Annotated in this window: 24 protein-coding genes and 4 pseudogenes; 9 read left to right on the top strand and 19 right to left on the bottom strand. The window is 69.7% G+C overall.

Annotated features, from left to right (window positions below):
• Positions 1-14: 14 nt before the first annotated feature.
• The gene (alaS, locus tag P1N55_RS13185; protein ID WP_276276007.1) at positions 15-2,798 is read right to left on the bottom strand and encodes an alanine--tRNA ligase; all 2,784 of its coding nucleotides are present in this window, start codon (positions 2,796-2,798) and stop codon (positions 15-17) included.
• A 121-nt stretch (positions 2,799-2,919) separates the two neighbouring features.
• Positions 2,920-3,678: an ATP-grasp domain-containing protein gene (locus tag P1N55_RS13180; RefSeq protein ID WP_276276006.1), complete on the bottom strand. Its 759-nt coding sequence runs from the start codon at positions 3,676-3,678 to the stop codon at positions 2,920-2,922.
• Positions 3,679-3,849: 171 nt separating this feature from the next.
• Here P1N55_RS13180 and P1N55_RS13175 point away from each other — a divergent pair, with 171 nt between their 5' ends.
• Positions 3,850-4,905, top strand: a complete 1,056-nt coding sequence (locus P1N55_RS13175; protein ID WP_276276005.1) for a metallophosphoesterase family protein — start codon at positions 3,850-3,852, stop codon at positions 4,903-4,905.
• Between the two features lie 75 nt (positions 4,906-4,980).
• Here the strand turns inward: P1N55_RS13175 and P1N55_RS13170 are convergent, their stop codons facing one another.
• Together P1N55_RS13170 and P1N55_RS13165 are read right to left on the bottom strand one after the other, a co-directional pair.
• Positions 4,981-5,616 (bottom strand): archaellin/type IV pilin N-terminal domain-containing protein, encoded by a 636-nt coding sequence (locus P1N55_RS13170; protein ID WP_276276004.1) that lies wholly within the window; start codon positions 5,614-5,616, stop codon positions 4,981-4,983.
• 88 nt (positions 5,617-5,704) lie between these two features.
• Complete coding sequence (locus P1N55_RS13165) at positions 5,705-6,682, bottom strand: replication factor C small subunit (protein ID WP_276276003.1); 978 nt, start codon at positions 6,680-6,682, stop codon at positions 5,705-5,707.
• Between the two features lie 78 nt (positions 6,683-6,760).
• Between P1N55_RS13165 and samp2 the strand changes: the two genes are divergently transcribed.
• Positions 6,761-6,961: a ubiquitin-like small modifier protein SAMP2 gene (gene samp2 / locus P1N55_RS13160; protein ID WP_276276002.1), complete on the top strand. Its 201-nt coding sequence runs from the start codon at positions 6,761-6,763 to the stop codon at positions 6,959-6,961.
• Between the two features lie 8 nt (positions 6,962-6,969).
• Positions 6,970-7,335 carry a GNAT family N-acetyltransferase gene (locus P1N55_RS13155; RefSeq protein WP_276276001.1) on the top strand — a complete coding sequence of 122 codons (366 nt, stop codon included), beginning with the start codon at positions 6,970-6,972 and terminating at the stop codon, positions 7,333-7,335.
• Here the strand turns inward: P1N55_RS13155 and P1N55_RS13150 are convergent.
• The 5 genes from P1N55_RS13150 to larB all read right to left on the bottom strand — a co-directional run bounded on the left by P1N55_RS13150 (position 7,332) and on the right by larB (position 10,539).
• Positions 7,332-7,784, bottom strand: coding sequence for a pyridoxamine 5'-phosphate oxidase family protein (locus P1N55_RS13150; RefSeq protein WP_276276000.1), 453 nt, complete (start codon positions 7,782-7,784; stop codon positions 7,332-7,334). The two genes, P1N55_RS13155 and P1N55_RS13150, sit on opposite strands and share 4 nt — an antisense overlap.
• Before the next feature lie 24 nt (positions 7,785-7,808).
• A complete protein-coding gene (locus P1N55_RS13145) occupies positions 7,809-9,209 on the bottom strand; it encodes a phosphohexomutase domain-containing protein (RefSeq protein ID WP_276275999.1) in 1,401 nt (466 codons plus the stop codon).
• 41 nt (positions 9,210-9,250) lie between these two features.
• Positions 9,251-9,508, bottom strand: coding sequence for a GIY-YIG nuclease family protein (locus P1N55_RS13140; RefSeq protein ID WP_276275998.1), 258 nt, complete (start codon positions 9,506-9,508; stop codon positions 9,251-9,253).
• A 27-nt stretch (positions 9,509-9,535) separates the two neighbouring features.
• Positions 9,536-9,685: a DUF7563 family protein gene (locus P1N55_RS13135; protein ID WP_276275997.1), complete on the bottom strand. Its 150-nt coding sequence runs from the start codon at positions 9,683-9,685 to the stop codon at positions 9,536-9,538.
• A gap of 92 nt (positions 9,686-9,777) precedes the next feature.
• Positions 9,778-10,539, bottom strand: coding sequence for a nickel pincer cofactor biosynthesis protein LarB (gene larB, locus P1N55_RS13130; RefSeq protein WP_276275996.1), 762 nt, complete (start codon positions 10,537-10,539; stop codon positions 9,778-9,780).
• A gap of 246 nt (positions 10,540-10,785) precedes the next feature.
• On the opposite strand from larB, the gene P1N55_RS13125 reads away from it, so the two are divergent.
• Positions 10,786-10,953 (top strand): DUF1931 domain-containing protein, encoded by a 168-nt coding sequence (locus P1N55_RS13125; RefSeq protein ID WP_276275995.1) that lies wholly within the window; start codon positions 10,786-10,788, stop codon positions 10,951-10,953.
• A 54-nt stretch (positions 10,954-11,007) separates the two neighbouring features.
• Here P1N55_RS13125 and rpiA read toward each other — a convergent pair whose 3' ends face one another.
• Entirely contained in the window at positions 11,008-11,688 is a 681-nt protein-coding gene (rpiA, locus tag P1N55_RS13120; protein ID WP_276275994.1) for a ribose-5-phosphate isomerase RpiA, read from the bottom strand.
• Positions 11,689-11,747: 59 nt separating this feature from the next.
• On the opposite strand from rpiA, the gene P1N55_RS13115 reads away from it, so the two are divergent.
• Positions 11,748-11,924 carry a hypothetical protein gene (locus tag P1N55_RS13115; protein WP_276275993.1) on the top strand — a complete coding sequence of 59 codons (177 nt, stop codon included), beginning with the start codon at positions 11,748-11,750 and terminating at the stop codon, positions 11,922-11,924.
• A 52-nt stretch (positions 11,925-11,976) separates the two neighbouring features.
• Positions 11,977-13,293 (top strand): phosphoglucosamine mutase, encoded by a 1,317-nt coding sequence (gene glmM, locus P1N55_RS13110; protein WP_276275992.1) that lies wholly within the window; start codon positions 11,977-11,979, stop codon positions 13,291-13,293.
• An 85-nt stretch (positions 13,294-13,378) separates the two neighbouring features.
• Here the strand turns inward: glmM and P1N55_RS20160 are convergent, their stop codons facing one another.
• From P1N55_RS20160 to P1N55_RS13100, 3 genes are all read right to left on the bottom strand, one after another.
• Positions 13,379-13,537: a DUF7563 family protein gene (locus P1N55_RS20160; RefSeq protein WP_419181080.1), complete on the bottom strand. Its 159-nt coding sequence runs from the start codon at positions 13,535-13,537 to the stop codon at positions 13,379-13,381.
• A gap of 167 nt (positions 13,538-13,704) precedes the next feature.
• Positions 13,705-14,283, bottom strand: a complete 579-nt coding sequence (locus P1N55_RS13105) for a DUF7090 family protein (RefSeq protein ID WP_276275991.1) — start codon at positions 14,281-14,283, stop codon at positions 13,705-13,707.
• Between the two features lie 49 nt (positions 14,284-14,332).
• Positions 14,333-14,800: a DUF2391 domain-containing protein gene (locus P1N55_RS13100; protein WP_276275990.1), complete on the bottom strand. Its 468-nt coding sequence runs from the start codon at positions 14,798-14,800 to the stop codon at positions 14,333-14,335.
• A gap of 62 nt (positions 14,801-14,862) precedes the next feature.
• On the opposite strand from P1N55_RS13100, the gene P1N55_RS13095 reads away from it, so the two are divergent.
• Positions 14,863-15,543 carry a class I SAM-dependent methyltransferase gene (locus tag P1N55_RS13095; RefSeq protein WP_276275989.1) on the top strand — a complete coding sequence of 227 codons (681 nt, stop codon included), beginning with the start codon at positions 14,863-14,865 and terminating at the stop codon, positions 15,541-15,543.
• Positions 15,544-15,716: 173 nt separating this feature from the next.
• Here P1N55_RS13095 and P1N55_RS13085 read toward each other — a convergent pair.
• A pseudogene (locus P1N55_RS13085) lies at positions 15,717-16,894 on the bottom strand (thiolase family protein).
• 81 nt (positions 16,895-16,975) lie between these two features.
• Between P1N55_RS13085 and P1N55_RS13080 the strand changes: the two are divergent.
• A complete protein-coding gene (locus tag P1N55_RS13080; RefSeq protein WP_276278730.1) occupies positions 16,976-17,926 on the top strand; it encodes an AEC family transporter in 951 nt (316 codons plus the stop codon).
• Here P1N55_RS13080 and P1N55_RS13075 read toward each other — a convergent pair.
• The 4 genes and pseudogenes from P1N55_RS13075 to lrp all read right to left on the bottom strand — a co-directional run bounded on the left by P1N55_RS13075 (position 17,923) and on the right by lrp (position 21,995).
• Positions 17,923-19,314, bottom strand: a complete 1,392-nt coding sequence (locus tag P1N55_RS13075) for a protein kinase domain-containing protein (protein WP_276275988.1) — start codon at positions 19,312-19,314, stop codon at positions 17,923-17,925. The genes P1N55_RS13080 and P1N55_RS13075 overlap by 4 nt on opposite strands.
• A 78-nt stretch (positions 19,315-19,392) precedes the next feature.
• Positions 19,393-20,868 (bottom strand): MATE family efflux transporter, encoded by a 1,476-nt coding sequence (locus P1N55_RS13070; RefSeq protein ID WP_276275987.1) that lies wholly within the window; start codon positions 20,866-20,868, stop codon positions 19,393-19,395.
• The gene (locus P1N55_RS13065) at positions 20,865-21,461 is read right to left on the bottom strand and encodes a TetR/AcrR family transcriptional regulator (protein ID WP_276275986.1); all 597 of its coding nucleotides are present in this window, start codon (positions 21,459-21,461) and stop codon (positions 20,865-20,867) included. Before P1N55_RS13065 ends, P1N55_RS13070 begins: the two co-directional genes overlap by 4 nt.
• A gap of 79 nt (positions 21,462-21,540) precedes the next feature.
• Positions 21,541-21,995: pseudogene (lrp, locus tag P1N55_RS13060) on the bottom strand (HTH-type transcriptional regulator Lrp).
• A gap of 126 nt (positions 21,996-22,121) precedes the next feature.
• Between lrp and glnA the strand changes: the two are divergent.
• A pseudogene (gene glnA, locus P1N55_RS13055) lies at positions 22,122-23,478 on the top strand (type I glutamate--ammonia ligase).
• A gap of 154 nt (positions 23,479-23,632) precedes the next feature.
• Here the strand turns inward: glnA and P1N55_RS13050 are convergent.
• Positions 23,633-24,882: pseudogene (locus P1N55_RS13050) on the bottom strand (YihY/virulence factor BrkB family protein).
• Positions 24,883-24,958 lie beyond the last annotated feature (76 nt).

Here is a 24,958-nt window from a genome sequence, read left to right as displayed (position 1 = left end):
CCGCCGACGGCGCGTTAGACGTTCGCGACCGAGCGCAGGACCTCGGGCGCGTCCTCGAGCGCGTCGTCCAGCGCGTCGGCGTCGGGGCCGCCGCCCTGGGCGAAGTCGGGCGGGCCGCCACCGCCCCCGCCGACCCGGCGAGCGAGCTCGCCGACCACCTCGCCGGCGTCGACGTCGACGCCCTCGGGCACCGAGACGACGAACTGCGCGCCGTCCAGTCCCGACCCGAGCACCGCGATCTTGCCCTGTTCGGTGACGGCGTTGGCCTGGGCGCGCAGTTCGTCCATGTCGGCGTCGATGCGCTGGACGACCGCCGTCGCGTCGCCCACCTCGAACTCCTCGACGTCTCCGCCGCCGCTGGCGCGGGCCTCGGCGAGTTGCTCCTTGAGCGTCTCGATCTCCTTGCCGCGGGCCTTCCACTCGTCGAAGAAGCGTTCGGCCGTCTCCGGGACCTCCTGCGGGGCGACGTCGAGCACGTCGGCGGCCTCGTACAGCGCGTCCTCGGTCGACTGCGTGGCCTCGAGGGCCGCGTTGCCGGCCGCGAAGGTGATGCGGATGACGCCGTCCTGCACTCGCTCCGTGCCCAGCACTTTGATCGTCCCGATGTCGCCGGTCCGGGCGACGTGGGTCCCCCCACAGGCCTGGATGTCGTCGGCGACCTGGATGAGGCGGATCTGCTCGCCGGCGGGGATGCCGCCCTGATACAGGTCGAAGCCGTGTTTCTCCTCGGCCTCGTTGCGGTCGGGCCACTGCTGGCTGACCGAGACGTTGTCCTGGACGAGGTCGTTGGCCAGGCGCTCGATCTCCTTGACCTGCTCGCGGGTCACCGAGGCGTAGTGGCTGACGTCGATGCGCGAGGAGTCGACGCCCTTCTGGGCGCCGGCCTGGCGGACGTGCTCGCCCAGCACCTGCCGGGCGCTGTGGATGACGATGTGGGTCGCCGTGTGGTGTTGCATCAGGCTCTTGCGGCGCTGGGCGTCCAGTTGCCCGCGCACGAACTCGCCCTTGCCGGGATCGGCGTCGCAGGTGTGGACGATGACGCCGTCGTAGCGCTGGACGTCGGTCACCTCGCCGGTGACGTCGTCCGTCGAGAGCGTCCCGTGGTCCGGGGGCTGGCCACCGCCCTCGGGGTAGAACATCGTCTGGTCTAAGACGACGTCGAAGTCGCCGTCCTCGCGGTCGAACACCTCCAAGACGACGGCCTCGAACTCGGTGCGTTGCTGGTCGTCGTAGTAGAGGCGGTCGGTCTCGGGGAGTTCGACGATGCGATCGGCGTAGGGGACCCCCTGCTCCTCGCCGGGGAAGTCGCCGCCGCCGTGGCGCTCGGCGACCACCGAGTAGAAGTTGTCGGGGACGTCCACCGCGACGCCCTTCTCGGCGGCGATGTCCTCGACCATGTCGGGCTGGATGCCGTGCGAGTCGTACAGTTCGACCAGTTCCGCCAGCGGGATCGCCTCGCCTCTCTGGGCGTACTCGTCGGCCAGCTGGCGGACGCGGCGACCCCCGCGGTCGAGCGTCTCGCGGTACTTCTCGACCTCGGTGCGGACGATGTCGCGGACGGTGTCGCGGTTCTCGTAGCCCAGGCGGTCGGCCTGCATGTCGACGAGTTCGTCCAGCGGCGCGTCGACGCCGACGCCGTCGACCAGGCGCTTGGTGCGCCGCAGCACCATCCGCGCGAGGTAGCCGGTCCCGACGTTCGAGGGGACGATACCGTCGCCGAGCATGTACGCCAGCGTGCGACAGTGGTCGGCGATGGCGTAGATGTCCTCGAGCGGTTCCATCAGGGCGACGAGTTCGTCGGTGTCGATGCCGACCTCGGCGGCGATGGTGTCCCGTTCCTGCTCGATGTCCTCGGCCTCGTCGATGTCCATCCGGCCCGCGAGTTTCGCGGCCTGGTGGACGACGGCCGCCTCCTCGTCGGTGAGTTCGACGCCGGCGTTGTCCTTGAGGAAGGCGATCATGTCGGGATAGACGGCCTCGTAGACCGTCGGGGTGCCCTGGGACATCCAGGTCCACCGCTCCAGGCCGTAGCCGGTGTCGACGATGTAGGTGTCCATCTCCGAGTACCGGTTGCCGTCTTTCATCTCGTACTCGCCGTCGGGGTCCTGCTCTAAGGACATGAAGACGAGCGTCGCCAGTTCCGCGCCGCGGTAGATGACCTCGAAGGCGGGCCCGGCGTTGCCGCCGCCGACCCACGGGTCCTCGATGAGGGTCAGTTCGTCGACATCGGCGCCCAGGTCCTCGAACAGTTCGACGCAGTACTGCACCGTCTCGTCCTTCCAGTACACCTCGCCCTGGTAGGCGTACTGCTCGGGGTCCTCTAGGTCCTCGCGGGCGTTGAACGCGTGGTGGGCCATCATCTCGAATGCCATCGTGTGCCGGCCGGTCTTCCCGACGTTGTCGATGTCCTGCATCCGGATGCACGGCTGGGAGATACACAGCGGGTTCGCCGGCGGCGGCGTCGTCCCGGAGGTGACCAGGGGCTGAAAGTCGTAGATCGAGGCCTGTGTCAGCAGGACGTCGTCGCGCCAGCGGTTCGCCGCGACGGGGTAGGGGTCGATGCGGGTGTGGTCGTGCTCCTCGAAGAAAGAGAGGAACACCTCGCGCATCTCCGTGAGACTGTACGTCTCGTCGAACCCGGGGTTGTCGATGAATCCGTACTCCTCGCAGGGTGGTTCGCCGCAGGTGTCCCGCTCGACGCGCGCCCAAAACATATCCCCGCAGGAGGCACACTCCTGGCGGGTGAATCCGGCCTCGTCGAAGTAGTCGAGGCGGTAGGCTTCCTCGAGGTCGCTCATTGGCGTACTCTTGGCCCACGTTCGCCTAAAACTGTTCCGAAGGGGGCCTCGCGCCGCACTCGAGGGGGCCTCGATGGTCGGCAACACCCCGGAGCGACGGTGCGGGTCGGCGTGAACCGTCTCAGGTGCCCGCCACCAGCCGCGCCCGGACGCTGTCGCGGACCAGTCCGACGTAGGCCGCGACCGCGTCGGTGCGGTCGACGCCTCGCAGACTGACGGCCGGGTTCACGTCCAGGACCAGCAGTCGGTCGCCCGAGACGGCCAGGTCGACCTCGAAAACAGACAGCCCGAAGATGGACTGGACGCGGTCGACCAGCGCGTCGATCCGTGAGTCCGCCGTCGCCGCACGGTAGCGGTCGCTGGTGTCGACGGCCCACCGGTCGGCACCGAGCGTGTACACCTTCAGCACCCGGTCGTAGCGGACGTACCGCTCGACGAACTGCCGGCCCGCGAAGGCGACCGGCCCGTCGCGGACGACGCTGAACTCGTGGGCGTTGCCGACCCACTCCCAGCGGGGCTTGACGACGACGGGCGGGTCGAACGGCACCTCGGCGGCAGTCGCGTACGCGAACGCGGGGACGGGAACGTCGTGGGCCCGCAGGGCGGCGGCGCGCAGGGGCCGGTCGCTCGTCAACCACGCGCCGACCGGGGGATTCAGCGTCGGCGTCCCCGCGTCGGCCGCGCGAGCCAGGTCCCGGAGCGACGGGCGCCGACGCTTGGCCATGTGATAGAGGTCGTAGCCCCGCTCGACCAGGTCCGGGTGCTCGGTATCGGGGTCCAGCAGCTCGACGGCCGTCCACGGCTCGAGCTGGCGGAGCACCGCCTGTTTGACCGGATTGCCGCCGGTCGACCAGTACGAGAGGCCGACGACGGGTGGCATAGTTGTTTTTCTAGTAACACTTCCGGAGGGCTTGAATGTATCTGTCGCGTCCTGGCGTCCGGTCGAACGGCGTCGGGTCGTGTCTCCACGCCCGGCCGCTCGGAGCGCCCGGGACCGTGTGAGCAGTTCGCCCAGAAGATACATAGCCTCCACCACCCGGAACCTACGTAGATGACGGATGGATCGGTCGGGTTCGCCAGTCGCCGGGTGAACCCGGGGTTCCGCGACGAGGACGTGACGGAGTGGTTACAGACCGGCCAGGTACCGACCGAATCGGCCGAACGACCCGACCTCCGCGCGGTTCCGCGGGCGCGCGGGACCCCGACGACGCTCGCTCGGCTGGCACGCCCGCAGGCGAGTCGTCCGACCCGCCTCGCCGTCGTGTCGGACGTCCACCTCTCGACGACGAACGAGGGGTCCTGGAAGCTCTTCCACCGGTCCGAGACGCGCCTCCGCCAGGCGGTCGACGACGTCGGGACGCGGGGGGTCGACGGCGTCGTCGTCGCCGGGGACCTGACCGAGGACGGCCATCCCGAGGACGTCGCGCGCGCCGCCGAGCTCCTCTCCGACCTCTCCGTGCCCGTCCTGCCGGTCCCGGGCAACCACGACGCGCCGACGGACCCCGGCGCCGACGCGTCGTTCTCCGAAGGCGCTCTGGGAACCCTGCTGCCGGGCGGGTTCCCGTACCGCGGCCGGGTCGGGGGCGTCGACGTGCTCTGTCTCGACAGCACGCGGGCCGCGAGCGGCGAGAAGGCGACGCTCGCCGACGACCAGCTCGCGTGGCTGGCGGAGACGGTGTCGGCCTGTGACGACCCCATTGTGGTCTCACATCACAACCTCCCGGGCCTGCTGTCGGCGACGGGCGGGGACTCCTGGCGCTCGTCGTTCCCCCTGCGTAACGCCGACCGGTTCGGCAGCGTCCTCCGGGACAGCGCGGTGGGGCTCCACGTCTCGGGACACCTCCACATCCCGGCGCTGGCCGCGACGGGCGGCGTCCGGGAACTGATCGCGCCGGCGCTGTGCTCGTTCCCGGGCGGTTACCTGCTCGTGGACGTCGGCCCCGAGGGGACGACGGTCAGGTACGTCCCGGTGGTCGGCCTCCCGGGCCTGACGGAGGGCTGGGAGGCCGCCCGGGCGTACAAACCCCGGAGTCGGATGGTGGCACGGATGGCGCTCGGCCAGGTGACTGCCCTGCCGCTGGTCGACGAGCGCGGGACGGCGACGTAACAGGACAGCTGGGCGATGCGGGGGCCCACAACCAGCCGTTCGGTCGCAGAGGACCGCTCGCTATCCCGTCCCGGCCTACAGCAGGACCGACGACTCGCCCGAAAGAGTCTGTGGCACGACGATTCCCTTCTCGGTGGTCGCGCCGGAGGCCGTCGTGATGCGGATGGTCGCGGTCTCGCCCTCGGGGAGCGGTTGACCGAAGGCGTCGCTGTCCTCCAGCCCACTCACTTCCGCCGTGTCCCCGAGGTCGAGCGTTATCTTGAAGCGGTCCTCGGGGTCGTTCAGCACGGGTATGGAGCCGTCGTTGTCCTGTATCTTCGTAATCTTGTACCGGCCGTCCGGGTTCCCGGAGGCCCCGTCGGAGGCGAGCTGGTAGTACGACCCCGACGGCCCGACCCACTGGACGGTCGCCGTATTGAGGTCGACGTTCCCCGACCCGGGGCCGGCCTTGACGATGATGTGGACGACGCCGACCTCACTGGTATCCGTGAAGTGGTCGCCCGACGTGCTGACGACCTGGACTCTGTTCGTCGTCGAGTCGCTGGCCCCCTGGCCGGTCGCCTGCGCCGAACTCTGGAGGAACCCGGCGGTGTTGATGAGCACGCCGGCGGCGATGGCCGCGACGAGCACCATCGCGATGAACACGATGAGCGTCCCGATGCCGACCTGCCCGCGGTCGTCGCGCCCGCCGGAGAGGTGCTCGCGATACATTTCAGTTGTTGATATCTTGGTTGCACTTCGTATGTAAAACTCACCCCCCCGAGTATCACCGGTGAAAACGCTGGATTCCGTCGGTTTCTCACTCCTCGGGCGCGAGCGAGGCGAGCATCGCCTCGAGCTGGATGCGCTCGTTGGCGCCGCGCGTGATGCGGTAGTCCGTCTCGCCGACGCGTTCGAGCACTCGCACGGCCGCCCGGTCGTCGATGTCGAACTCCCAGATAGAACGGTGCAGCTGATCGATGATGTCGCCGCCGGCGATGCCCTCCTCGGTCAGCAGGCGGTCCAGCGTCGCCCGCGCCGCGGTGAAGTCGCCGTCCAGCGCCGACTGGACCATGTCGCGGATCTCCTCCGGTCGCGCGGTGGAGGTGATGGCGTACACCGCCTGTTCGTCGACCACGTCGCCGCTGACCGAAGCGGCCTGGAGGCCGTTGATGGCCTTGCGCATGTCGCCGCCGGCCGCGTAGACCAGGGCGTCCAGTCCGTCGTCGGTGAGTTCGATGCCCTCCGCGGCGGCGATGTGGCGGATCTCGCTCTCGACGGCCTCGTCCGACAGCGGCGAAAAGCGGAAGACCGCACAGCGGGACTGGATCGGGTCGATGATCTGACTGGAGTAGTTACACGAGAGGATGAAGCGGACGTTGTTCGAGAACTGCTCCATCGTGCGGCGGAGTGCAGATTGTGCATCTGACGTAAGAGCGTCTGCCTCGTCAAGGAATATGATCCGGTACTCGTGGCCGCCGAAGCTCGTGCGAGCGAAGTTCTTGATTCGGTCGCGGACCACGTCGATGCCGCGCTCGTCGGAGGCGTTCAGCTCGAGGAAGTGCTCGCGCCAGTCCTCGCCGTACAGCTCGCGGGCGATGGCGGTCGCGCAGGTCGTCTTGCCCGTGCCAGCAGGGCCCGAGAAGAGCATGTGGCTCAGGTCGTTGCGGTCGACGTAGCTCTTGAGTCGCCCGACGATGTTCTCGTGGCCCATCACGTCGTCGAGGGTCTGTGGGCGGTACTTCTCGATCCAGACTTCCTCCCGTCCCGCCCGCGACTCGCTGTCGGCCTCGCTCATATCCGGGTCGAGGCGTGGGCGATTCATAAACCCCCCGAGAGGCGACAGACTCAGGTGCGACGGTGGGCAAGCCCGGGTATGCACGTCACGGTCGAAGTGGCCGGCGAGGCCACCCACGAGGTCGAGGTCCCGGCGGACGCCACCTACGCCGACCTGCTGGCCCCGGTCGACCTCTCGCCCCACGAGGTGTCGGTGCTCGTCGAGGACCGCCCGGTGCCCACCGACCAGCCCGTCGAGACCGACCACGTCAGGGTGGTGCGGCTCATCAAGGGCGGCTGAGGGCTCGGATGCACGTCCGCGAGGCGACCGGCGACGAGCTGCCCGCCGTGATGAACGTCCTCGACGGCGCGATGCTCGCGGTCGACGTCGAGACGGTCCGGGCCGGTATCGCGACGGACGGGGCGCTGGTCGCTGTCGCCGACGACGACCGGATCCTCGGCGCGCTCGTGCTCGAGGGGGAGCGGATCGCGGCGGTCGCCGTCCGACGGCGCCGGCGAGGACAGGGCGTTGGGAGCGCGCTCGTCGAGGCCGCCGCGGCCCGGCGCGAGCGGCTCGTCGCCGAGTTCGACGCCGGCCTGCGCGAGTTCTACGCGGGGCTGGGGTTCGACATCGAGAGACTGGACGACCCCCGACGCGTGCGCGGCGTCCGCTAGTTCCGCCGGCCGGTGAGCGCCTCGACCTCGAGTTCGTACAGCCGCACGTCGACGTCGTCGAGGGGCTCGTCGAAGATGCGGATGGGCGCGTACCGCTCGTTTATCTCGACGGCCTCGTGGGCCGGGTCGTCGCGCGGGACCTCGTGTATCGGGCCGCGGGCGACGACGCTCCAGCCGGTGGTCTCCTCGGGGTCGTCGGTCGGTTCGGTCGCGTAGACCACGTACGTCGCCGTCGCCGTCGCGTCGAGGAAGGGGGCCTTCTCGCTGCTCGAGTCCACGCCGAGGCGGAAGTACAGCGACCCGTCCTCGTAGTGGTGGAAGACGGGGAAGGCGTAGGCCTCGTCGCCGTCGGCCAGCGAGAGGACGCCGTGTTGTCGCTCCGCGAGGCGCTCCTCGACCGTCGACGCATCCATCCCGGCGGTGTAGGCGAACTCGACGTCGGGGTCCATACCCGACCTACGGCCGCTCGGGGCTTAAACGAGGGGTTCGACCAGTTCGCGGCCGCCGGCGAGCAGTTCCTCGACGCGGTCGGTGCTCCCCGCTTCGGCGTAGACCCGGAGCTTCGGTTCGGTGCCCGAGGGGCGGACCAGCACCCAGGTCCCGTCCTCGAGGCGGAGCTTGAACCCGTCGATGGTGTTGACGCCGTCGACGGGTTCGCCGGCCACCGAGTCGGGGATCTGCTCCTCGAGCGCGGCGAGTACGGGGCCCTTGCGGTCGTCCGGACAGTCGACGCTGATGCGGCCCTGGTGGATCTCGCCGTGGTCGTCCAGCAGACGGTCGACGCGGGCGTCCAGCGACGCCTCGTTCTCCGCGGCGGCCGCCAGCAGGGAGAGGAGGACGCCGTCCTTGTTCCGAACGTGGTCGGTCAGGCCGAACCCGCCCGACTCTTCGCCGCCAAAGAGCGCGTCGTGCTCGGCCAGGGCCTGTGCGACCCACTTGAACCCGACCGCCGTCTCGTAGACGGCCTCGTCGTGGGCCTCGGCGACCCGGTCGACGATGCTGGAGGTCGAGACGGTCCGGACGACGGGGCCCGAACGGCTCTCCAGCAGGAAGTCGTACATCGCGGCGAGAAAGAGGTTCGGGTCCAGAAAGCCCCGGCCGGGCGTGACGACGCCGATGCGGTCGGCGTCGCCGTCGTTGACGAACCCGACGTCGGCCTCGCCGTCGGCGACCAGGTCGATGAGTGCCTCGACGTTCTCGGCCTCGGGCTCGGGCGCCCCGCCGCCGAACTCGGGGTCGAGGTCGTCCCGCAGCGTCACCGTCTCCGCGCCGGCCCGGCGCAGCAGTTCGTCGGTGACCCCGCGGCCGCTGCCGTGCATCGCGTCGTGGGCGACGGTCAGCCCCTCGAGGTCGGCGTCGGCGTACGCGAGCGCGTGGTCCATGTACGGCTCGATGAGGTCCGTCTCGGTGACCGCGCCGTGCTCGTCGTCGGGCAGCGACTCGGGGGCAGCGAGGTTCGCCTCGATGCGTTCGGTGACCTCGGGCAGCGTCGGCGCGCCGTCGCCGGTGAGGAACTTCACGCCGTTGTACTCGGGCGGGTTGTGACTCGCCGTTATCTGGAGCGCGGCGGCGTACCCCTCGGTGCGGGCCGTCCAGGCGACGACGGGCGTGGGCGTGTCCCGCTTGGGGAGCGTGACGTCGAAGCCGTTCGCCGTCAGGACGTCCGCGAGCGCCTCGGCGAACCCTCGAGAGGTATCGCGCGCGTCGTAGCCCACGAGGACCGGGTCCGTCTCGCCCTCGTCCCGAAGGTACGACGCGGCGGCCTGGCCGACCATCCGGACGCGGGGTTCGGTGAAGACGTCGAGCGTCGCGCGCCAGCCGTCGGTGCCGAACTCGATGGCAGCGGCGTCGTCTGCGTCTGTGTCGCGTGTCATGTACCGGTAGCAACACCCGGTGGGTGGAAAAAACCTCGCGCTTACGCCTCGACGAGGCGTTCCTTCTCGTCGCGGGAGAGCTGTTTTATCTCGTACTCCCGGGACATGGCCGCGGAGCGACTGTCGTAGGACTCGACGTGGACGAGTTCGACCGGCGTCCGGCCGCGCGTGTACTTCGCCCCCTCGCCGGCGTCGTGTTCGGCGACGCGGCGGTCGACGTCGGTGGTGTAGCCGGTGTAGAACGTGTCGTCACTGCACCGCAGGACGTAGACGTGGTGTGGGCTCCGCGTGGTGGTCATCGCGCTGTACGGGCGGCCCGGAGGGCCTCACACTTGGTGAGCGCGCTGTCTCGACACCTCAGCGATGCCAGCGTTCGCCGAGCAGTTGGGGCACGCCCTGATGGAGCCGGTCTCGTCGGCGAAGACGCGGGCGAACTGGTCCGAGACGTGTGCGCCGCAGTGGTTACATTCAGGCATCGTAGTCGTCGGCCGTTAGCGTGCCGACATCTGTACATAGCCCTGGGGGCAGGAGACCGGTGTACCCACTTGGTTAGTATCCCGTCACGTGGTCATCGGGCATCGTCGAGCCGTCGTGCGATGAGCCCCGCCTGCACCCCGGCGGTGAACCCGGCGTCGACGTTGACCACAGACAGGGCCGTACAGGACTGGAGCATGCCCGAGAGCGCCGCCTCGCCCTCGCCGGCGTGGCCGTACCCGGTCGACACCGGGAGGCCGACGACCGGCACGTCGACGAGGCCGGCGACGACCGTCGGGAGTGCTCCCTCGCGGCCCGCCGCCACGACGAGGACGTCCTGGTCGCGCAACCGGTCGACGGCGTCGATGGTGCGGGCGATGCTCGCCACGCCGACGTCGTCGATGCGGCTGACGCTGGCGCCCATCTCGTGGGCGACCATCGCCGCCTCGCCGGCCGGGACGGCGTCGGACGTGCCCGCGGTCACGATACCGACCGCCGCCGACAGGTCGGGGCGCTCGAAGTCGGGCGTGGTCGCCACCAGCCAGTTCGAGCGCTCGTTCCAGCGGACCGACGCGTCGGGGGCCGCCTCCGCCAACCGGTCGCGGACGGCCCCCACGTCGTCTTCGTCGACCCGGGTGGCGATGGCCCGGCCGGTCGTCTCGACGGCCGTCGCCGCCAGCGTCGCTATCTCGGCCGGGTCCTTCCCGTCGCCGAGTATCGCCTCCGGGACGCCCGACCGGTCCGTGCGTGCTGCGTCGAACCGGCCCGCACCGTTGGTCGCGTAGCCCGCGAGTTCCACTTCGGCCTCGGCCGGCGAGAGGTCGCCCGCCGCGACCGCTTCCAGTAGGTCGCGCATGTCCCCCTCTCCGGGCGGCGGCTACTCCTATCCGTCGGTCCGTCCCGAGCGCGCGCGAGCGGCAGCAGGCGCGCCGCAGACCCCCGTTTCCGGTCGAAACGGCGAATGTGACCGTACTATGCAGGACAGAATGCTTGATTTATAACCGGTCTTCGGGCAGAAACCGGCTCAGACTGCCGCAAATAGCGACGAGACGGGTCCTCTGGGGGAAAGTATATAAGTCATCCATACGGATGGGACTCCTGTATGGCAGACCTAATCGTCAAAGCCGCCGTGAAGGAAGCGCTCGATGACATGAACGTCTCCTCTGACTTCTACGATGCCCTCGACGCAGAGGTCGGGGAGCTGCTCGACGACGCGGCCCGTCGGGCCAGCGAGAACGACCGCAAGACAGTCCAGCCGCGCGACCTGTAGGACTGTCAGTACCCGTTTCTGATTTTTTCACGCACCGACCAGCCGCGGCGCCGCTCAGCGGTCGTGGACCGTGACGCCGTCGGCGGTCCCGACGTGGACCTCGTCCGCCAGGTCGACGAACAGGCCGTGTTCGACGACACCCGGGGTGTCGGCGAGCGTCCCCCCGAGGTCGGCCGGGGCGTCGATCGTCCCGAAGTCACAGTCCAGCACGAGGTTGCCGTTGTCGGTGACGACGGGGCCGTCCTTGCGCTCGGCCGCCCGCAGCGTCGGGTCGCCGCCGAGGCCGCGGACGACGTCGGCGACGGTCGTCCGGGCCGCCGGTAGTACCTCGACCGGGACCGGGTGAGAGAGGTCGTCGGCCAGTTTCGTCGGGTCCGCGACCACCAGGAAGCGGTCGGCGCTCGCGTCGACCACTTTCTCGCGGGCGTGGGCGGCGCCGCCGCCCTTGACCAGGTCGCCGCCGGCCACCTCGTCGGCGCCGTCGATGGCGAGGTCGACCGACGCCTCGTCTAAGTCCACCAGCGGAATGCCGCAGTCACGCGCCAGTTCACGCGCCTGGAACGAGGTGGGGACGCCGGCGACGTCGAGGCCGGCGTCGACCGCCCGCCCGATGGCCCGGATGGCGTGGGCCGCGGTGCTCCCGGTGCCCAGGCCGACGACCATCCCGTCCTCGACCGCCTCGGCCGCCGACTCGCCGGCCGCCCGCTTCGCCACCTCGGAGCCGCCCTGTTTCATGTCCGGGGGGTCGGGAGACGTGGACAAAACGTTTGTTCTCCGCCGTGCTCTCTGTCGGTATGGTCGCGTGTACGTACTGCGGGTGTCCCGTCGAGGACCACGACCCCCTTTTCCTCTCGACGACGCCCGGCGGGGAACCCACGGCACAGTACTGCAACTACGGCTGCCTGGCAGCCCACGTCGACGAGGCCGACCTGGCGACCGGGACGGCCTGTCAGTGGTCGCCGACCGAGTAGCCGCGCTGCCGGAGCCAGAGTCTTCTTTTCGCCCCCGCTCGACGGAGCGGATATGACACTGTTCGGGACGAGCGGTATCCGTGGGCCAGTCGGCGAGACTGTGACGGCGGACCTGGCGCTGTCGGTCGGTCGCGCGCTGGGCGTCGAGAGCGAGCGCGTCGTCGTCGGGCGGGACCCACGCGAGAGCGGCGAGTTCCTGCAGGCCGCGCTGGTCGCCGGCCTCCGCGAGAGCGGCACCGACGTCGTCGACCTGGGCCTGGCGGCGACGCCCACCGTCGCGCGTGCGGTCGGGTGGCGCGACGCCGACGCCGGCGTCTCCATCACCGCGAGTCACAACCCGCCCGAGGACAACGGCATCAAGCTGTGGCAACCGAGCGGACAGGCTTTCGACGCCCCGCTGCGCGAGGAGATCGAGGAGCGCATCGCCGAGGACGTGTTCGACCCCGCCGACTGGGACGGCACCGGCCACTACGAGACGTGGGACGCACGCGAGCGCCACGTCGAGGCGGTCCGTGAGGCGCTCGACCGCGACGCGCTCGACAGCCACGTCGTCGTCGACGTGGGCAACGGCGCCGGCGGCGTCACGCTGGACGTGCTGGAAGGGCTGGGCTGTACGGTCGAGACGCTGAACGCCCAGCCGGACGGCGCGTTCCCGGGCCGTCCCTCCGAGCCGAAGGCCGAGAACTGCCGGTCGCTCGCGACGCTGGTCGCCGAGTCCGACGCGGACCTCGGCGTCGCCCACGACGGCGACGCCGACCGGATGCGGGCGGTGGCTGGCGACGGCACCTATCTCTCGGGGGACGTCCTGCTGGCCATCTTCGCCCGGGCGGCCGCCGACCCCGGCGAGCGGGTCGCCGTCCCGGTCGACACCAGTCTCGCCGTCGCCGACTACCTCGCCGAGACGGACGTCGACGTCGAGTACACGCCGGTCGGGGACGTCTACGTCGCCGAGGCCGCGAGCGGCGAGGGCGTCGCCTTCGGCGGCGAACCCAGCGGGTCGTGGATCTGGCCGGACCGGACGCTGTGTCCCGACGGCCCGCTGGCGGCCGGCACCGTCGCCGCGCTGGACGCCGAGCGCTCGCTGGCCGACCGGGCGGCCGACGTGCCCGACTACCCCATCCGCCGGGACAGCGTCGAGGTGGCGGCGAAAGGCACCGTGATGGACGCCGTTCGCGAGACGGTCCTCTCGACCTACGACGACGTGACCACGCTCGACGGCGTCCGTGTCGACCTTGGCGACGCCTGGTTCCTGCTCCGGGCCAGCGGCACCCAGCCGCTCGTACGGGTCACCGCCGAGGCCCGCGAATCGGGTCGGGCCGACGACGTCTTCGAACGGGCCCGGGCGCTCGTCGCCGACGCCCGAGCGTGAGGCTGTCGGCGACGAGCGTCGACGCGTGACCGAACCCGGTCACGGTCTCAGAGAGACAGGGACACCGTTTCCCCCCGAAAATCGCCTATCCGCGGCGCGTCGACCGCGCCTCGCGAACGTCCGCTCCGTCTCGAATCTTGTCTTCACACTGCGGGCAGACCCGTGGCTTCTCGACACCGTTGGGTGTGAAGACACGAGCATAGGCAGCCGTTACAAAATTACCGCAGTTCTGGCATTCCGGCATACAGGCTGTTTTGATGGCCCATACCCTCTTAATAATTAGTGATTAGCCCGCGTTGACAGGTCGCTCATAGGGAGTGTCGTCGTACTCCATAGAGTCTCGCTCGGGGGAATCGAACACCTCGGCCGGTCGGACGGCTCGTTCGTACCGACCGGCTACGATGGACCCTATCAGAACTCGCTGGTGATGGTGCCGTCCTCGGCGAGTTCGACCACGCCGTCGAACAGGTCGCGGAACCGGTCGACCGTCTCGGCGTCGTGGACGCCCTGGGCCAGGTGGAACATCCCGACGGCGTCGTACGCGTCGAGCAGGTCGAGGATGTCACCGACCGCCGACAGGGCCCGGTCCTCGTCGGCGTAGTAGATGAGTTCGGTCACGGAATCGAAGGTGATGCGAAGTTTGCCCTCGTGGGCGTCGAGGAACGCCTCCGTCTCCTCGACGATGCCCTCGAGGTCGTCCGGGGCCGAGACGTACTTCACGCCGGCCGACTGCCGGCGGGTGTAGCCACGCTCGACCGAGAGCGTATCGAGGATGGTCGCCTTCGACTCGTCGACCTCGTAGTACTCGAGTTTCTGTTTGACCTCGCGGGCGGTCGTCCGCGTCGAGATGACCAACATCGCGTCGGTGTCGGTCGACAGGAAGTCGGTGTCCAGTCGGTCCGTCGCGCCGGTCGACGGGTGCAAGAGGAGAATCCCGGTCCCGCCCTCGACAGTGTCGGGGGTGTTGTCGATGGCCAGCGTATACTCCATATGTCCGGGAACGCGTGGCGACAGACATTAAGTATACGGGTCCGGTGGCTCAGAAGACGCTGTCGGCCGTCGCGGCGCCGACGACGCTGAAGATAGCACCCACGGAGACGGCCTTCACCGTCGTCAGCGCGACGTCGGCCCGCGTGGGGTCGGCCAGGACCCCACCCTCGACGAGGAAGGCGTTCGGGGCGGTAAACACCAGCGCCAGGAGCGCCACCGATCCGAACGAGACCACCATCAGCGAGATGAAGCGGATGGGGACCCCGCCGACCTCGGCCTCCGCCTCGACGTCGCGGTCCTCGTCGGCCTCGTAGAGGGCGCCGTAGCCGATGGCGAAGACGATGCCCGCGACGAGCGCGGCGTGGGCGGACTGCATGTTCGCCGCGAGCACCCACACCTCCTCGGTGACGACGAAGGGACCGGCCAGCAGGAACCCGCCCACGACCTGCTGGGCGGTGCTGGAGACGCGGTAGCGGCCTGGTCTCGACACGCCACCGGCTTGACGGCGCGCACGCATAACGCTCCCGGCCCGGCCGCCCGAGTCGAAGGGTGTTTGGCCGCGCCGGACCCAGCCCGTGTATGAGCGTCAGCGACGAGTTCGACGAGTGGGCCGCCCGCGGCAAGGACCGCGGGATGGAGGACCGCCACTGGCACACGGCCAAGCACGTCCTGGCCCGGATGCCCGTCGAGGCCGGCGACACCGTCCTCGACCTGGGCTGTGGCAGCGGCTACGCCGGGCGCGCACTCAAAGAGACCAAGGACGCCGCGCGGGCCTACGGCATCGACGCCGCGCCCGCGATGGCTGCAAACGCCCGATCGTACACCGACGACCCCGACGTGGGCTTCCTGGTGGGCGATTTCGAACGCCTCCCCTTTGCCGACGACAGCGTCGATCACTGCTTCTCGATGGAGGCCTTTTATTACGCGAGCGACCCCCACGCCGTCCTCCGCGAGGTGGCGCGGGTCCTGGGGCCCGGCGGCACGTTCCACTGCGCGGTCAACTACTTCGAGGAGAGCGTCCACACCCACCACTGGGACGAACTGGTCGAGGTGCCCATGACCCGCTGGAGCGGGGCCGAGTACCGCCAGGCCTTCCGCGAGGCGGGCCTCGCGGTGGCCGTCCAGGACAACGTGCCGGACCGCGAGATCGAGATCCCGCCGGCCGACGCCTTCCCCACCGAGGAGTGGGAGACGCGCGCGGCGATGGTCGAGCGCTACCGCGAGCACGGCACCCTCGTCACCGTCGGCGTGAACCGATAGGTCGGGCGGACGACGTCGCCCAAAGACGCGGCGCGTCTTTCGAACCACCCCGGGTGCAGCCAGCGCGAGACCGACGGTCTCGGGGGCAGTCGGGCGCTTCACACCCGATGACAGCCGCGGCGTTCCGGCTCTGGAGGGGATCCATTGCTACGGGAAACTCCGTCATCCTGTCGTCAGACCCGTTCGACGAGGGTCGCGACGCCCTGGCCGAAACCGATGCACATCGTACAGAGACCGTACCGGCCCCCGCAGTCCGCGAGCTGGGAGGGCAGTTTCCCCAGCAGGGCCGCGCCGGTCGCCCCCAGCGGGTGGCCGTGGGCGATGGCGCCGCCCCAGACGTTCGTCTTTCTCCAGGCCGCGCCCGTCTCCTCGAGCCAGGCGGCGACGACGGGCGCGAACGCCTCGTTGACCTCGAAGCGGTCGACAGCGGCGATATCGAGCCCCGTTCGCTCCAGCACTGTTCGGTCGCCGGGATAGGGCCGGTGAGCATCGTCGTCGGGTCGACGCCGACGACGGTGGCGTCGACAATGCGGGCGAGCGGGTCCCAGCCGTGCGCCTCGCACGCGGCTTCGGAGGCGACCAGCGTCGCTGCGGCGCCGTCGACGATTCCCGAGGCGTTCCCGGCGTGGACGACGCCGTCGCCCTCGTCGCGGAAGACCAGCGGCAGGTCACCCAGCGTCTCGACGTCGGTGTCCGGTCGGGGATGTCCGTCCTCGGAGACAGTGACCGGGTCGCCGTCCAGCGTCGTCTCGACGGGGACGACCTGGTCGGCGTGCTTGCCCGCGTCGGCGGCCTCGCCCCAGCGGCGCTGTGAGTCGACGGCGAGCTCGTCGAGTTCGGTCCGGGAAAAGCCCCACTGCTCGGCGATACGCTCGGCGCCCTCGCCCTGCGTGGTCAGCTCGTCGAAGTGCTCGAAGTAGGTGTCCGTGACGCCGCCGGGGTCGGCGTAGCTGTGAGTGTCGCCCGGCGTGTCGCTGCCCATCGGGACGCGGGTCATGTGCTCGACGCCGCCGGCGACCAGCAGGTCGGCCATTCCGCCCCGAATCTGCCCGGCGGCGAAGTTCACGGCCTGCTGGCCCGAGCCACACATCCGGTTGAGCTGGACGCCGGGCACCGTCTCGCCCCACCCGGCTACCATCGGGGCGATGCGGCCGATGTTCAGTCCCTGTTCGCCGACGGGGACCACACAGCCGTAGACGACGTCCTCGACGTCGGGCCCGTCGAAGCCGTTGCGCGCTTCCAGGGCACGGAGCGGTTCGGCCGCCAGGTCCTGGGGATGGGTATCGCGGAACGCGCCGTCGCGAGCGCCGAAGGGCGTGCGAACCGCGTCGACGATGTACGCCTCCTGCATGCCCGCGGGTACTCGGCGGCGACGCATCACTGTTGGGCAGGAGTCGAAAGTATTCTCACAGTGGACGCGAGACGCCCCACCGTGTCGCTGCTCACCATCTTCGCGACGGCCATCCTCCCCATCGTGGCGGTCTCTGCGGTGGGGTTCGCGCTGGGCCGGTACGAGGACGTGGAGGTGGACGCGCTGAACACGGTGACGGTGTACGTCCTCGCGCCCGCGCTTGTCGTCCACAGCCTGACGACGTCGACGGTGACCGGCGGGACCATCCTCCGGGTGGTGGTCGCCGTCGTGGCGTTCACGGCCGCGATGCTCGCCGTCGCCGAGGTCGTGGGCCGCTCGTTCGGCCAGTCCGAGCCGTTGCTGGGGGCGTTCGTCCTCGTCGCCATCTTCGCGAACACCGGCAACTACGGCATCCCGCTGGCGGACTTCGTCTTCGGCGCGCAGGGCCGGAGTCTCGCGGTGCTCGTGACGGCGCTCCAGGTGGTCTTGCTCTACACGCTCGGCATCTACATCGCCGCCCGGGGCGCCGACAGCGACCCCGTCTCGGACATGAAGCAGGTCTTCGGCGTGCCGCTGGTGTACGCGGTCGTGCTCTCGCTCGCGGTCCGCTGGCTCGGCGTCGCGCCGCCGGCCGACTCGACGCTCATGGAGACCCTGGAGATACTGGGCAACGCCTCGATTCCGATCATGCTGCTCATCCTCGGCATCCAGCTGTCGAACGTCGACATGGGCGGGACGCTCCGCCCCGTCGGCGTCGCGAGCGCCCTGAAGCTGGTGCTTGCCCCGGTCGTCGCCATCGCGGCCGTGCTCCTCCTCGGGTTCCAGGACCCCACCGTCGCCCGGGTGGTCGTCCTCCTGCTGGCGACGCCGACCGGCGTGACGCCCATCATCCTGGTCGGGGCGTTCAGCGGCGCGCAGGACGGGTTCGCCCCCGGCGAGTTCGTCAGCGCGACGGTGCTCGTGACCACCGTCCTGAGCGTGCTGACGGTGACGGTTCTCGTCGCCGTCCTGCAGTCCGGCGCCGTAATCTAGTCGAGCGACTGGACCAGGCGCCAGCAGTCCCGCCGGACCGCCGCGGCCGTCTCGTAGCGGGTGAGCTTGTCCGTCGCCGTCGCCTTCGCGACGACGTGGTCCACGGCATCGGGCAGGCGCGGGTTCACGGCCGTCGGGTTCGGCACTTCGTCGTGCAGGACGCTCTCACGGACCGTCTCGTAATCGCCGGTGACGGGCGGCCGGCCGGTCAGCAGGCGGAAACAGACCGTCCCGAGCGCGTAGACGTCCGAGGCGGCGTCGACGGCGCCGTACTCCCGCGAGAAGTACTCCGGCGCGGCGTAGCGAGGGTCCAAGTACGACGACGGTTCGAAGACGTCACGCACGGGGCCCATCAGGCCGACGTTGTCGAGCCTCGGCGCCGGGAGGCCGTCGAAGGAACGCTCGGGGTAGACCACCGATTTGGGGTCCAAGCCGCCGTGGACGACGCCGTTGCGGTGGCAGTGCGCGACGGCGCCCGCGAGGTGGGCCGCCTCGCGGAGGCCCCGTTCCGGACTCGGACGGCCGCGGTCGGCCAGCGACCCGTCGAGGAACGGGGTGGCGACCCACGGGCGCGGGTAGTCGCCCCAGTCGTGGACCGCCGCGACCCCGTCGTGGTCGACGACGGCGTCCCACTGGGCCAGCGACTCGGCGACGCGTGCCGCGAACTCGCGGCGGTCGTCGGCGTCGTCGGGCAGGTCGAACAGGCGCAGGGCGACCCCGAGCACGTCGCCCTCCAGCCTCGCCCGGGTCCGCAGGACCGAGCCGTACCGGACCGCCTGCTCGGGTTCGACGACCGAGAGGTCCTCGAACGCGCTCAGCATGTCGATGGCGCGGAAGGCCCGCGAGTTCTCGGCGCGCTCGATGCGGTCGCGGCGGTCGACGGCCGCCGGGTCCCCGCGGTGTTCGCGTTCGGCCGCCCGGTCGGCGTCGGCCTCGCGGCCGGGGTCTGTCGTGCCCTCGCGTTCGACGACCGCGGGGCCGGTGGGACGCGGGGCGTCCGTCTCGACGACGCGGCGGACCGCGCCGGCGACGTCGGTGCCGCCGTCGGCGCGTTCGGCGACGGCCCACCCGTCGGCCTCGGCGATGGCCGCTCTGATCGAGCGGTCGACGTCGCGCGCGTCCAGAGCGGCCCGGACCGCGTCGGTGTGATCGTCGGCCAGCGTCGCCAGCGTTCGGACCAGCGGTTCACGGTCGGTGGCCGCCGGCAGGCGCTCGAGCAGCCGGCCGGCCAGCGGGCCGACCAGGTCGGGGTCGGCGTCGGCGAGCAGCGCGAGCGCCCGGGCGGCCTGCCGGTCGCTGTCGCCGTCCAGGGCGTCGAGCAAGGGGGCACCGAACACCGAGAGGAGTCCCTCGTCGTCGGCGTCGGTCGCGTCGGTGCCGGCGTGCATGGCAGCAGCATGCACGCCGACCCCCAAGAACGTACGTCAGACGGCCGTCACACGATGGATTCGAAGGTCCCGCTGGCGTCAGTCGTCGGCCACCACGGCCTCGCCCGCCTCGCGCGGGTCGGCGTCGCGCCAGGTCCCTCGGAGGAACCACGCCGCGGCGATGGCGGCCGCCAGCACGTTCGAGACGCCGAAGGCCAGCCAGATTCCCTGCTCGGAAAGCGAGGCCGCAAAGAGGTCGACGACCGCCGGGCCGAACCACGCCGGCACGGCGACGGGCCGGGAGGCGACCCACGCCACGGGGAGGCGGATGACCCCGAGCATCAATACGGCCAGCGCCGCCGCGGTCAGGGTCTTGCCGGCGCCCCGGAAACCCCCGGAGTAGGCCCGGACGATGCCGATGAAGCCGAACGTCGGCGCGACCCACTGGAGGAAGTCGGCCCCGATGCGGACCACGTCGGGGTCGTCGCTGAACACGCTGACGACCGTCGGTGCGGCGAATATCGTCACGAGCCCCAGCGCGGTCAGGAGGGCGAACGACACCTTCGCGGCGAAGTGGTTGGCCGTCGCGGCCCGGTCGGGCCGGCCCGCGCCGAGGTTCTGGCCGGTCATCGTCTCGACGCCGCGGTCCATCGCGATGGCGGGCATGAAGACCAGCGAGAACACGCGGATGCCGACGCCAAAGGCCGCCACGACGGTCACCGAGAACGTCCCGACGATAAAGAGCATGGCGTTGACCGACAGCGCCCGGCCGGTCCCCTCGAGCGAGGCGGGCACACCCAGGCGGAGCAGCTTGGTCAGGTACTCGCCGTCGGGGACCATGTCTCGGGGCCGGATGCGGACGCCGCGGTCGCCCCGGAGCATGATAGTCATCCCGACGACCAGCGCCAGGCCCCGCGAGAAGACGGTCGCGATGGCCGCGCCGACGACGCCGAGTTCGGGGAACGGCCCCACGCCGAAGATGAGGAACGGGTCCAGCACGATGTTCAGGATCACCGTGCCGAGCATCACCAGCATCGGCGTCACCGTGTCGCCCGCCCCGCGCATCAGCGAGATGAACACGAAGAAGCCGAACATCGCCGTCAGACCCAGCGAGACGACCTGCAGGTAGCCGGTCGCCCCGGGGAGCACCTGGTCGGAGGCCCCCAGCAGCGCGAGGAAGTCCCCGACGAAGAAGTAGCCGGCGACGCCCAGCAGCACCGACGCGACGAGGGCGAACGTGACCGTCTGGGAGGCGGCGTACTCCGCCTGGCGGTGTTCGTCCGCGCCGGTGTGCTGGGCGACCAGAACGCTCCCGGCCACCGACAGGCCCATCCCCAGCGAGATGAGCAGGAAGATCATCGGGAAGGCAAAGGAGATGGCCGCCAGCGCCGTCGTCGAGTACTGGCCCAGCCAGAACGTATCGGCGAGGTTGTACGCGACCTGCAGGAGGTTCGTCACGACGATGGGCAGCGACAGGAAAAGCAGCGGCCGGCCGATGTCGCCGCTCGTGAGGTCCAGGTCCTCCTGGCCCCGGAAGAGGTCGCCCAGCGCCGCCAGCCGTTCCAGGAGACTCACAGGTCGGCCTCCAGCCCGTCGGCCAGGAGGTGCGTCTCGACGTACTCCGCGAGCATCCGCCTGGTACACTCGACCGGCCGTCCGGCCGTGACCCGTTCCGTCGCCGCCCCAGTCAGCATCGTGACGAGGAACTTCGCGGTGTCCTCGGGGTCGACCGCCGGGTCGACGACGCCCTCCTCGATGCCGGCCGCCAGCAGCGCCTCGAACTCACCGGCGAGGTAGTCGTCGAACCGGGTGAGTCGCTCGCGGAACCCGGGTTCGTAGGGTGCCTGGGCGCGGATCTCGAGGATGGCCGTCTCGAAGGCCTCGCGGTCGTCCTCGGGTTTGTCCAGCACCGTCTCGACCAGGGCGACCATGCGGTCGGCCGGGGACGCCCCCGCCGGGTCGCTCGTGCGCTCGACGAACCGGTCGTGGAGGTACTCGAGGAAGGCACACAGCAGGTCGTGCTTGCTGTCGTAGTGGTAGTGGAGGGCCGCCTTGCTCTTTGCGGACTCGTCGGCGATGTCCTGCATCGTCAGGTCGGCGTACCCGTGGGTACACAGCGCCCGGTAGGTGGCCTGCATGATGTCGGCTGCGGGGTCGCCGTCGCTCATTGCTAGAACTGACTGACTGGTCAGTCAAGAGGCTGGCGGTTCGCGACGGCGGCGGTGGCTGGAGACGACGAAAAGCGGGCTACTCCTCGATGTCGAGCTCGAACTGCTCGTTCTCGGCGGCGGCGTTGAGCACGACCGAGGTGTTCGACTCCTTGATCTCGGGGTCGGTCAGGAGCTTCTTGATCTGGGCGTTCATCCCGTCTGTGTCGGTGAACTTCCCGACGGCGATGATGTCGTAGTCGCCGGTGACCTCGTAGACCGAGATCATCTGCTTGTGTTCCTTGAGCCGGTCGGTGACCGAGGGCAGCGCCGACCCCTCGACTTTCAGCTGGATGATGGCGGTGACGTCGTAGCCCAGCGCGTCGTAGTCGAGCTTCGGCGTGTAGCCGTTGATGACTCGTCCTCGAGGTCCGAGAGGTGGTTCGACACCGTCGTTACCGAGACGTTCAGGTCCTCTCCGAGGCTTCGAAGGCTCGCCCGCCCGTCGCCGAGCAGGGCATTCACTAACTTCCGGTCGAGATTTTCGTACGTCATTACATCGAGACACGCCCCCCAGGGATTAGAATTTTACGAATGTCCAGATGCAGTCGGGAACGCCGGAATGTTTGCGCAAAACAGCAGGGTTTTAGTAGTGGCGGCGTTCCTATCCGGTGTCCCAACATGACAAGCGAACTCTCGGACGAGGCCCAGGACGTCCTCGACGAAATCGAGGAGAAGAACGTCGACTTCCTGCGGCTACAGTTCACGGACATCCTTGGAACAATCAAGAACGTCTCGATCACCGCCGACCAGGCAGAGAAGGCGTTCACCGAAGGCATCTACTTCGACGGGTCGTCAATCGACGGCTTCGTCCGGATTCAGGAGTCCGACATGCGCCTGGACCCGGACCCGTCGACGTTCTCTATCCTCCCGTGGCGCGAGAACGTCGAGGGCGGTTCCAGCGCTCGACTCATCTGTGACGTCATCGACACGTCGACCGGCGAGCCGTTCTCGGGCGACCCGCGTGGGGTCCTCAAGGACGCCATCGACCGCGCCGCCGACATGGGCTACGAGGTAAACGCCGCACCCGAGCCCGAGTTCTTCCTGTTCGAGGAGGACGAGGACGGCCGCGCCACCACCAAGACCAACGACGCCGGTGGCTACTTCGACCTCGCTCCGAAGGACCTCGCGAGCGACGTTCGCCGTGACATCATCTACGGGCTCGAGGACATGGGCTTCGACATCGAGGCCTCCCACCACGAGGTCGCCGAAGGGCAACACGAGATCAACTTCACCTACGACGACGCCCTGTCGACGGCCGACAACGTCGCCACCTTCCGGTCGGTCGTCCGCGCCATCGCGGCCGAACACGACCTGCACGCGACGTTCATGCCCAAGCCCATCCCGCGCATCAACGGCTCCGGCATGCATACCCACATCTCGCTTTTCACCGAGGACGGCGAGAACGCGTTCCACGACGACGACGACGAGTTCAACCTCAGCGAGACGGCAAAGAGCTTCGTCGCCGGTATCCTCGACCACGCGCCCGCCATCACGGCCGTCACCAACCCGACCGTGAACTCCTACAAGCGCCTGGTCCCGGGCTACGAGGCACCCGTCTACGTCGCCTGGTCCGACCGGAACCGCTCGGCGCTCATCCGCAAGCCGGCCGCACGCGTCCCGGCCGCCTCGCGTATCGAGGCCCGCTTCCCCGACCCGTCGTGTAACCCGTACCTCGCCTTCGCCGCGCTCATCCACGCCGGTCTGGACGGCGTCGAGCGCGACCTCGAGTGCGACGACCCGGTCCGCGAGAACATCTACGAGTTCGACGAGGCAAAGCGCGAGGAGTACGGCATCACCACGCTGCCCGAGAACCTCGGCGAAGCCGTCGACGAACTCGAGAACGACGAAGTCATCAGCGACGCACTCGGTGAGCACGTCTTCGAGAACTTCGTCGAGGCCAAACGCCAGGAACACAAGGAGTACCTCGTCGACGTCTCGCAGTGGGAAGCTCGACCAGTACCTCGAGAAGTTCTGAGCGGCGACCACCCGACATTTTTCGCGACGCGCGCACCGGCCAGCGGCAGCGCCGGTAGGTCACCGCGGCACGCAACGCCGGGTCCGACGCCGGCGGGTCGAACGGGGCGGCGACCACGCCCGGGGCCCCGAGCGGACGGCGGTGACGCCGCGTGTCAGTCCCGCCAGTCGCGGACCCGGTCGGCGACCCGACCGGGGACGCCCGCGGCGGAGAACGTGACCCCGACGACGACCATCACGACGTACAGGCCAAGCGTCGAGAGCCAGACCACCAGCATCGCCAGGACGGCCCACGCTCCCTGCAGGTAGTAGAACGCGCCCAGCGTCATCAGCGTCCCGTACAACAGGACGACGTAGGGGCCCCAGCCTCGGACGTGACCTCGGCGCATCCGTCGGCGGACGTACTGCTTCAGGTCCGCCTCGACGTCCTCGCGGTGGAGAGTGCGGTCGTCGACCTCCTCGCGGAACGACTCGAACTCCTCGCGAAGCGCCGCGAGCTCCTCCTCTGACAGGTCGTCGGGCGACCGCTCCAGCCCGGGCTCGCCGCCTGGGGACGGCGTGTCGCCGGCGCGTGCATCGGCGTCCTCGCTCATCGCTTTGCTGGACTCTCGAAGCGGTTCGTGTTGTAATTGCCGGTCCCGGACACCTGCGAGCACGGCGTTGAGTGCCGCGCCGACCAGCAGGATCTGCCCGCCGAAGTAGAACCACGTCACGAGCAGGAGGACGCCGCCGACGACCCCGTACAGCTGGAAAGCGTCTGCCTGGGCGGCGTAGACGCCGAAGGCGGTGCCAAGCACCGTCCAGCCCACGGCGGCCAGCAGCGCCCCGGGGGCCGCCTCCCGGACGGTCATCTCCTCGTCGGGGAAGACGTAGTACAGCGGGAAAAAGGCCACCGCGAGGACGGGCACCAGGAGGAGGCCGCCGAAGGCAAGCTGGAGGCCAAAGAGGGCCCCGAGCGACGCGACGGCGCCGAGTCCGGCGAGCGCCAGCCCGATCCCCAGCAGCGCCGCCAGCGCGTCGCGCAACTGGTCGACAAACGAGTGGCTCTGGACGCTCCCGTAGATGCGGGCGAAGGCCAGATCGAGCCCCCGGAACATCTTCAGCGCCCCCCACAGCAGCACTGCGAGTCCGACGACCGTCGCCCCGCCCGCCCCACGCCGCTCGTCAGTGCACTCTCGAGCAACCCCTGTGCTGCCGGCGTGAGCGCGGAAGCCACCGCGCCGACGACCCGCGCGGCGAACGCCTCGCCGCCCACCAGCGACCCGACGACGAGCCCCAGCAACAGCAGCGGAATCACCGAGACGAACATGTAGTACGCGATGCTGGCGGCGAGGAAGGATATCTGCTCGGTCCGGACGGTGTCGACGAGGTCACGAGAGACGGCGAGCGCCCGTGCGGTGTTCACGGCGGGATGTCGGACGGCTGTTATATATACGTCCGTGTCGCGGGACCAACGCCGGCCTCCCGAGACGGGGCGCGCC

Origin of the sequence: Haloarcula regularis (assembly GCF_029338315.1) — an archaeon.
In the GTDB taxonomy this organism is placed as follows: Archaea; Halobacteriota; Halobacteria; order Halobacteriales; family Haloarculaceae; genus Haloarcula; species Haloarcula regularis.
This window is presented reverse-complemented; position numbering and strand designations above follow the sequence as displayed.

Bases quoted from the DNA above. Each gene is read 5' to 3' on its own strand.
- P1N55_RS13165 (WP_276276003.1), bottom strand. From the start codon at position 6,682: ATGAGCGAGGCCGACAGCGAGTCGCGGGCGGGACGGGAGGAAGTCTGG.
- P1N55_RS13170 (WP_276276004.1), bottom strand. From the start codon at position 5,616: ATGTATCGCGAGCACCTCTCCGGCGGGCGCGACGACCGCGGGCAGGTC.
- alaS (WP_276276007.1), bottom strand. From the start codon at position 2,798: ATGAGCGACCTCGAGGAAGCCTACCGCCTCGACTACTTCGACGAGGCC.
- larB (WP_276275996.1), bottom strand. From the start codon at position 10,539: ATGCGCGACCTACTGGAAGCGGTCGCGGCGGGCGACCTCTCGCCGGCC.
- P1N55_RS13100 (WP_276275990.1), bottom strand. From the start codon at position 14,800: ATGCGTGCGCGCCGTCAAGCCGGTGGCGTGTCGAGACCAGGCCGCTAC.
- P1N55_RS13135 (WP_276275997.1), bottom strand. From the start codon at position 9,685: ATGCCTGAATGTAACCACTGCGGCGCACACGTCTCGGACCAGTTCGCC.
- samp2 (WP_276276002.1), top strand. From the start codon at position 6,761: ATGCACGTCACGGTCGAAGTGGCCGGCGAGGCCACCCACGAGGTCGAG.
- P1N55_RS13155 (WP_276276001.1), top strand. From the start codon at position 6,970: ATGCACGTCCGCGAGGCGACCGGCGACGAGCTGCCCGCCGTGATGAAC.
- P1N55_RS13075 (WP_276275988.1), bottom strand. From the start codon at position 19,314: ATGCACGCCGGCACCGACGCGACCGACGCCGACGACGAGGGACTCCTC.
- P1N55_RS13150 (WP_276276000.1), bottom strand. From the start codon at position 7,784: ATGGACCCCGACGTCGAGTTCGCCTACACCGCCGGGATGGATGCGTCG.
- P1N55_RS13175 (WP_276276005.1), top strand. From the start codon at position 3,850: ATGACGGATGGATCGGTCGGGTTCGCCAGTCGCCGGGTGAACCCGGGG.
- P1N55_RS13140 (WP_276275998.1), bottom strand. From the start codon at position 9,508: ATGACCACCACGCGGAGCCCACACCACGTCTACGTCCTGCGGTGCAGT.
- P1N55_RS20160 (WP_419181080.1), bottom strand. From the start codon at position 13,537: ATGCCGGAATGCCAGAACTGCGGTAATTTTGTAACGGCTGCCTATGCT.
- glmM (WP_276275992.1), top strand. From the start codon at position 11,977: ATGACACTGTTCGGGACGAGCGGTATCCGTGGGCCAGTCGGCGAGACT.
- P1N55_RS13145 (WP_276275999.1), bottom strand. From the start codon at position 9,209: ATGACACGCGACACAGACGCAGACGACGCCGCTGCCATCGAGTTCGGC.
- P1N55_RS13115 (WP_276275993.1), top strand. From the start codon at position 11,748: ATGGTCGCGTGTACGTACTGCGGGTGTCCCGTCGAGGACCACGACCCC.
- P1N55_RS13125 (WP_276275995.1), top strand. From the start codon at position 10,786: ATGGCAGACCTAATCGTCAAAGCCGCCGTGAAGGAAGCGCTCGATGAC.
- P1N55_RS13180 (WP_276276006.1), bottom strand. From the start codon at position 3,678: ATGCCACCCGTCGTCGGCCTCTCGTACTGGTCGACCGGCGGCAATCCG.
- P1N55_RS13065 (WP_276275986.1), bottom strand. From the start codon at position 21,461: ATGAGCGACGGCGACCCCGCAGCCGACATCATGCAGGCCACCTACCGG.
- rpiA (WP_276275994.1), bottom strand. From the start codon at position 11,688: ATGAAACAGGGCGGCTCCGAGGTGGCGAAGCGGGCGGCCGGCGAGTCG.
- P1N55_RS13105 (WP_276275991.1), bottom strand. From the start codon at position 14,283: ATGGAGTATACGCTGGCCATCGACAACACCCCCGACACTGTCGAGGGC.
- P1N55_RS13095 (WP_276275989.1), top strand. From the start codon at position 14,863: ATGAGCGTCAGCGACGAGTTCGACGAGTGGGCCGCCCGCGGCAAGGAC.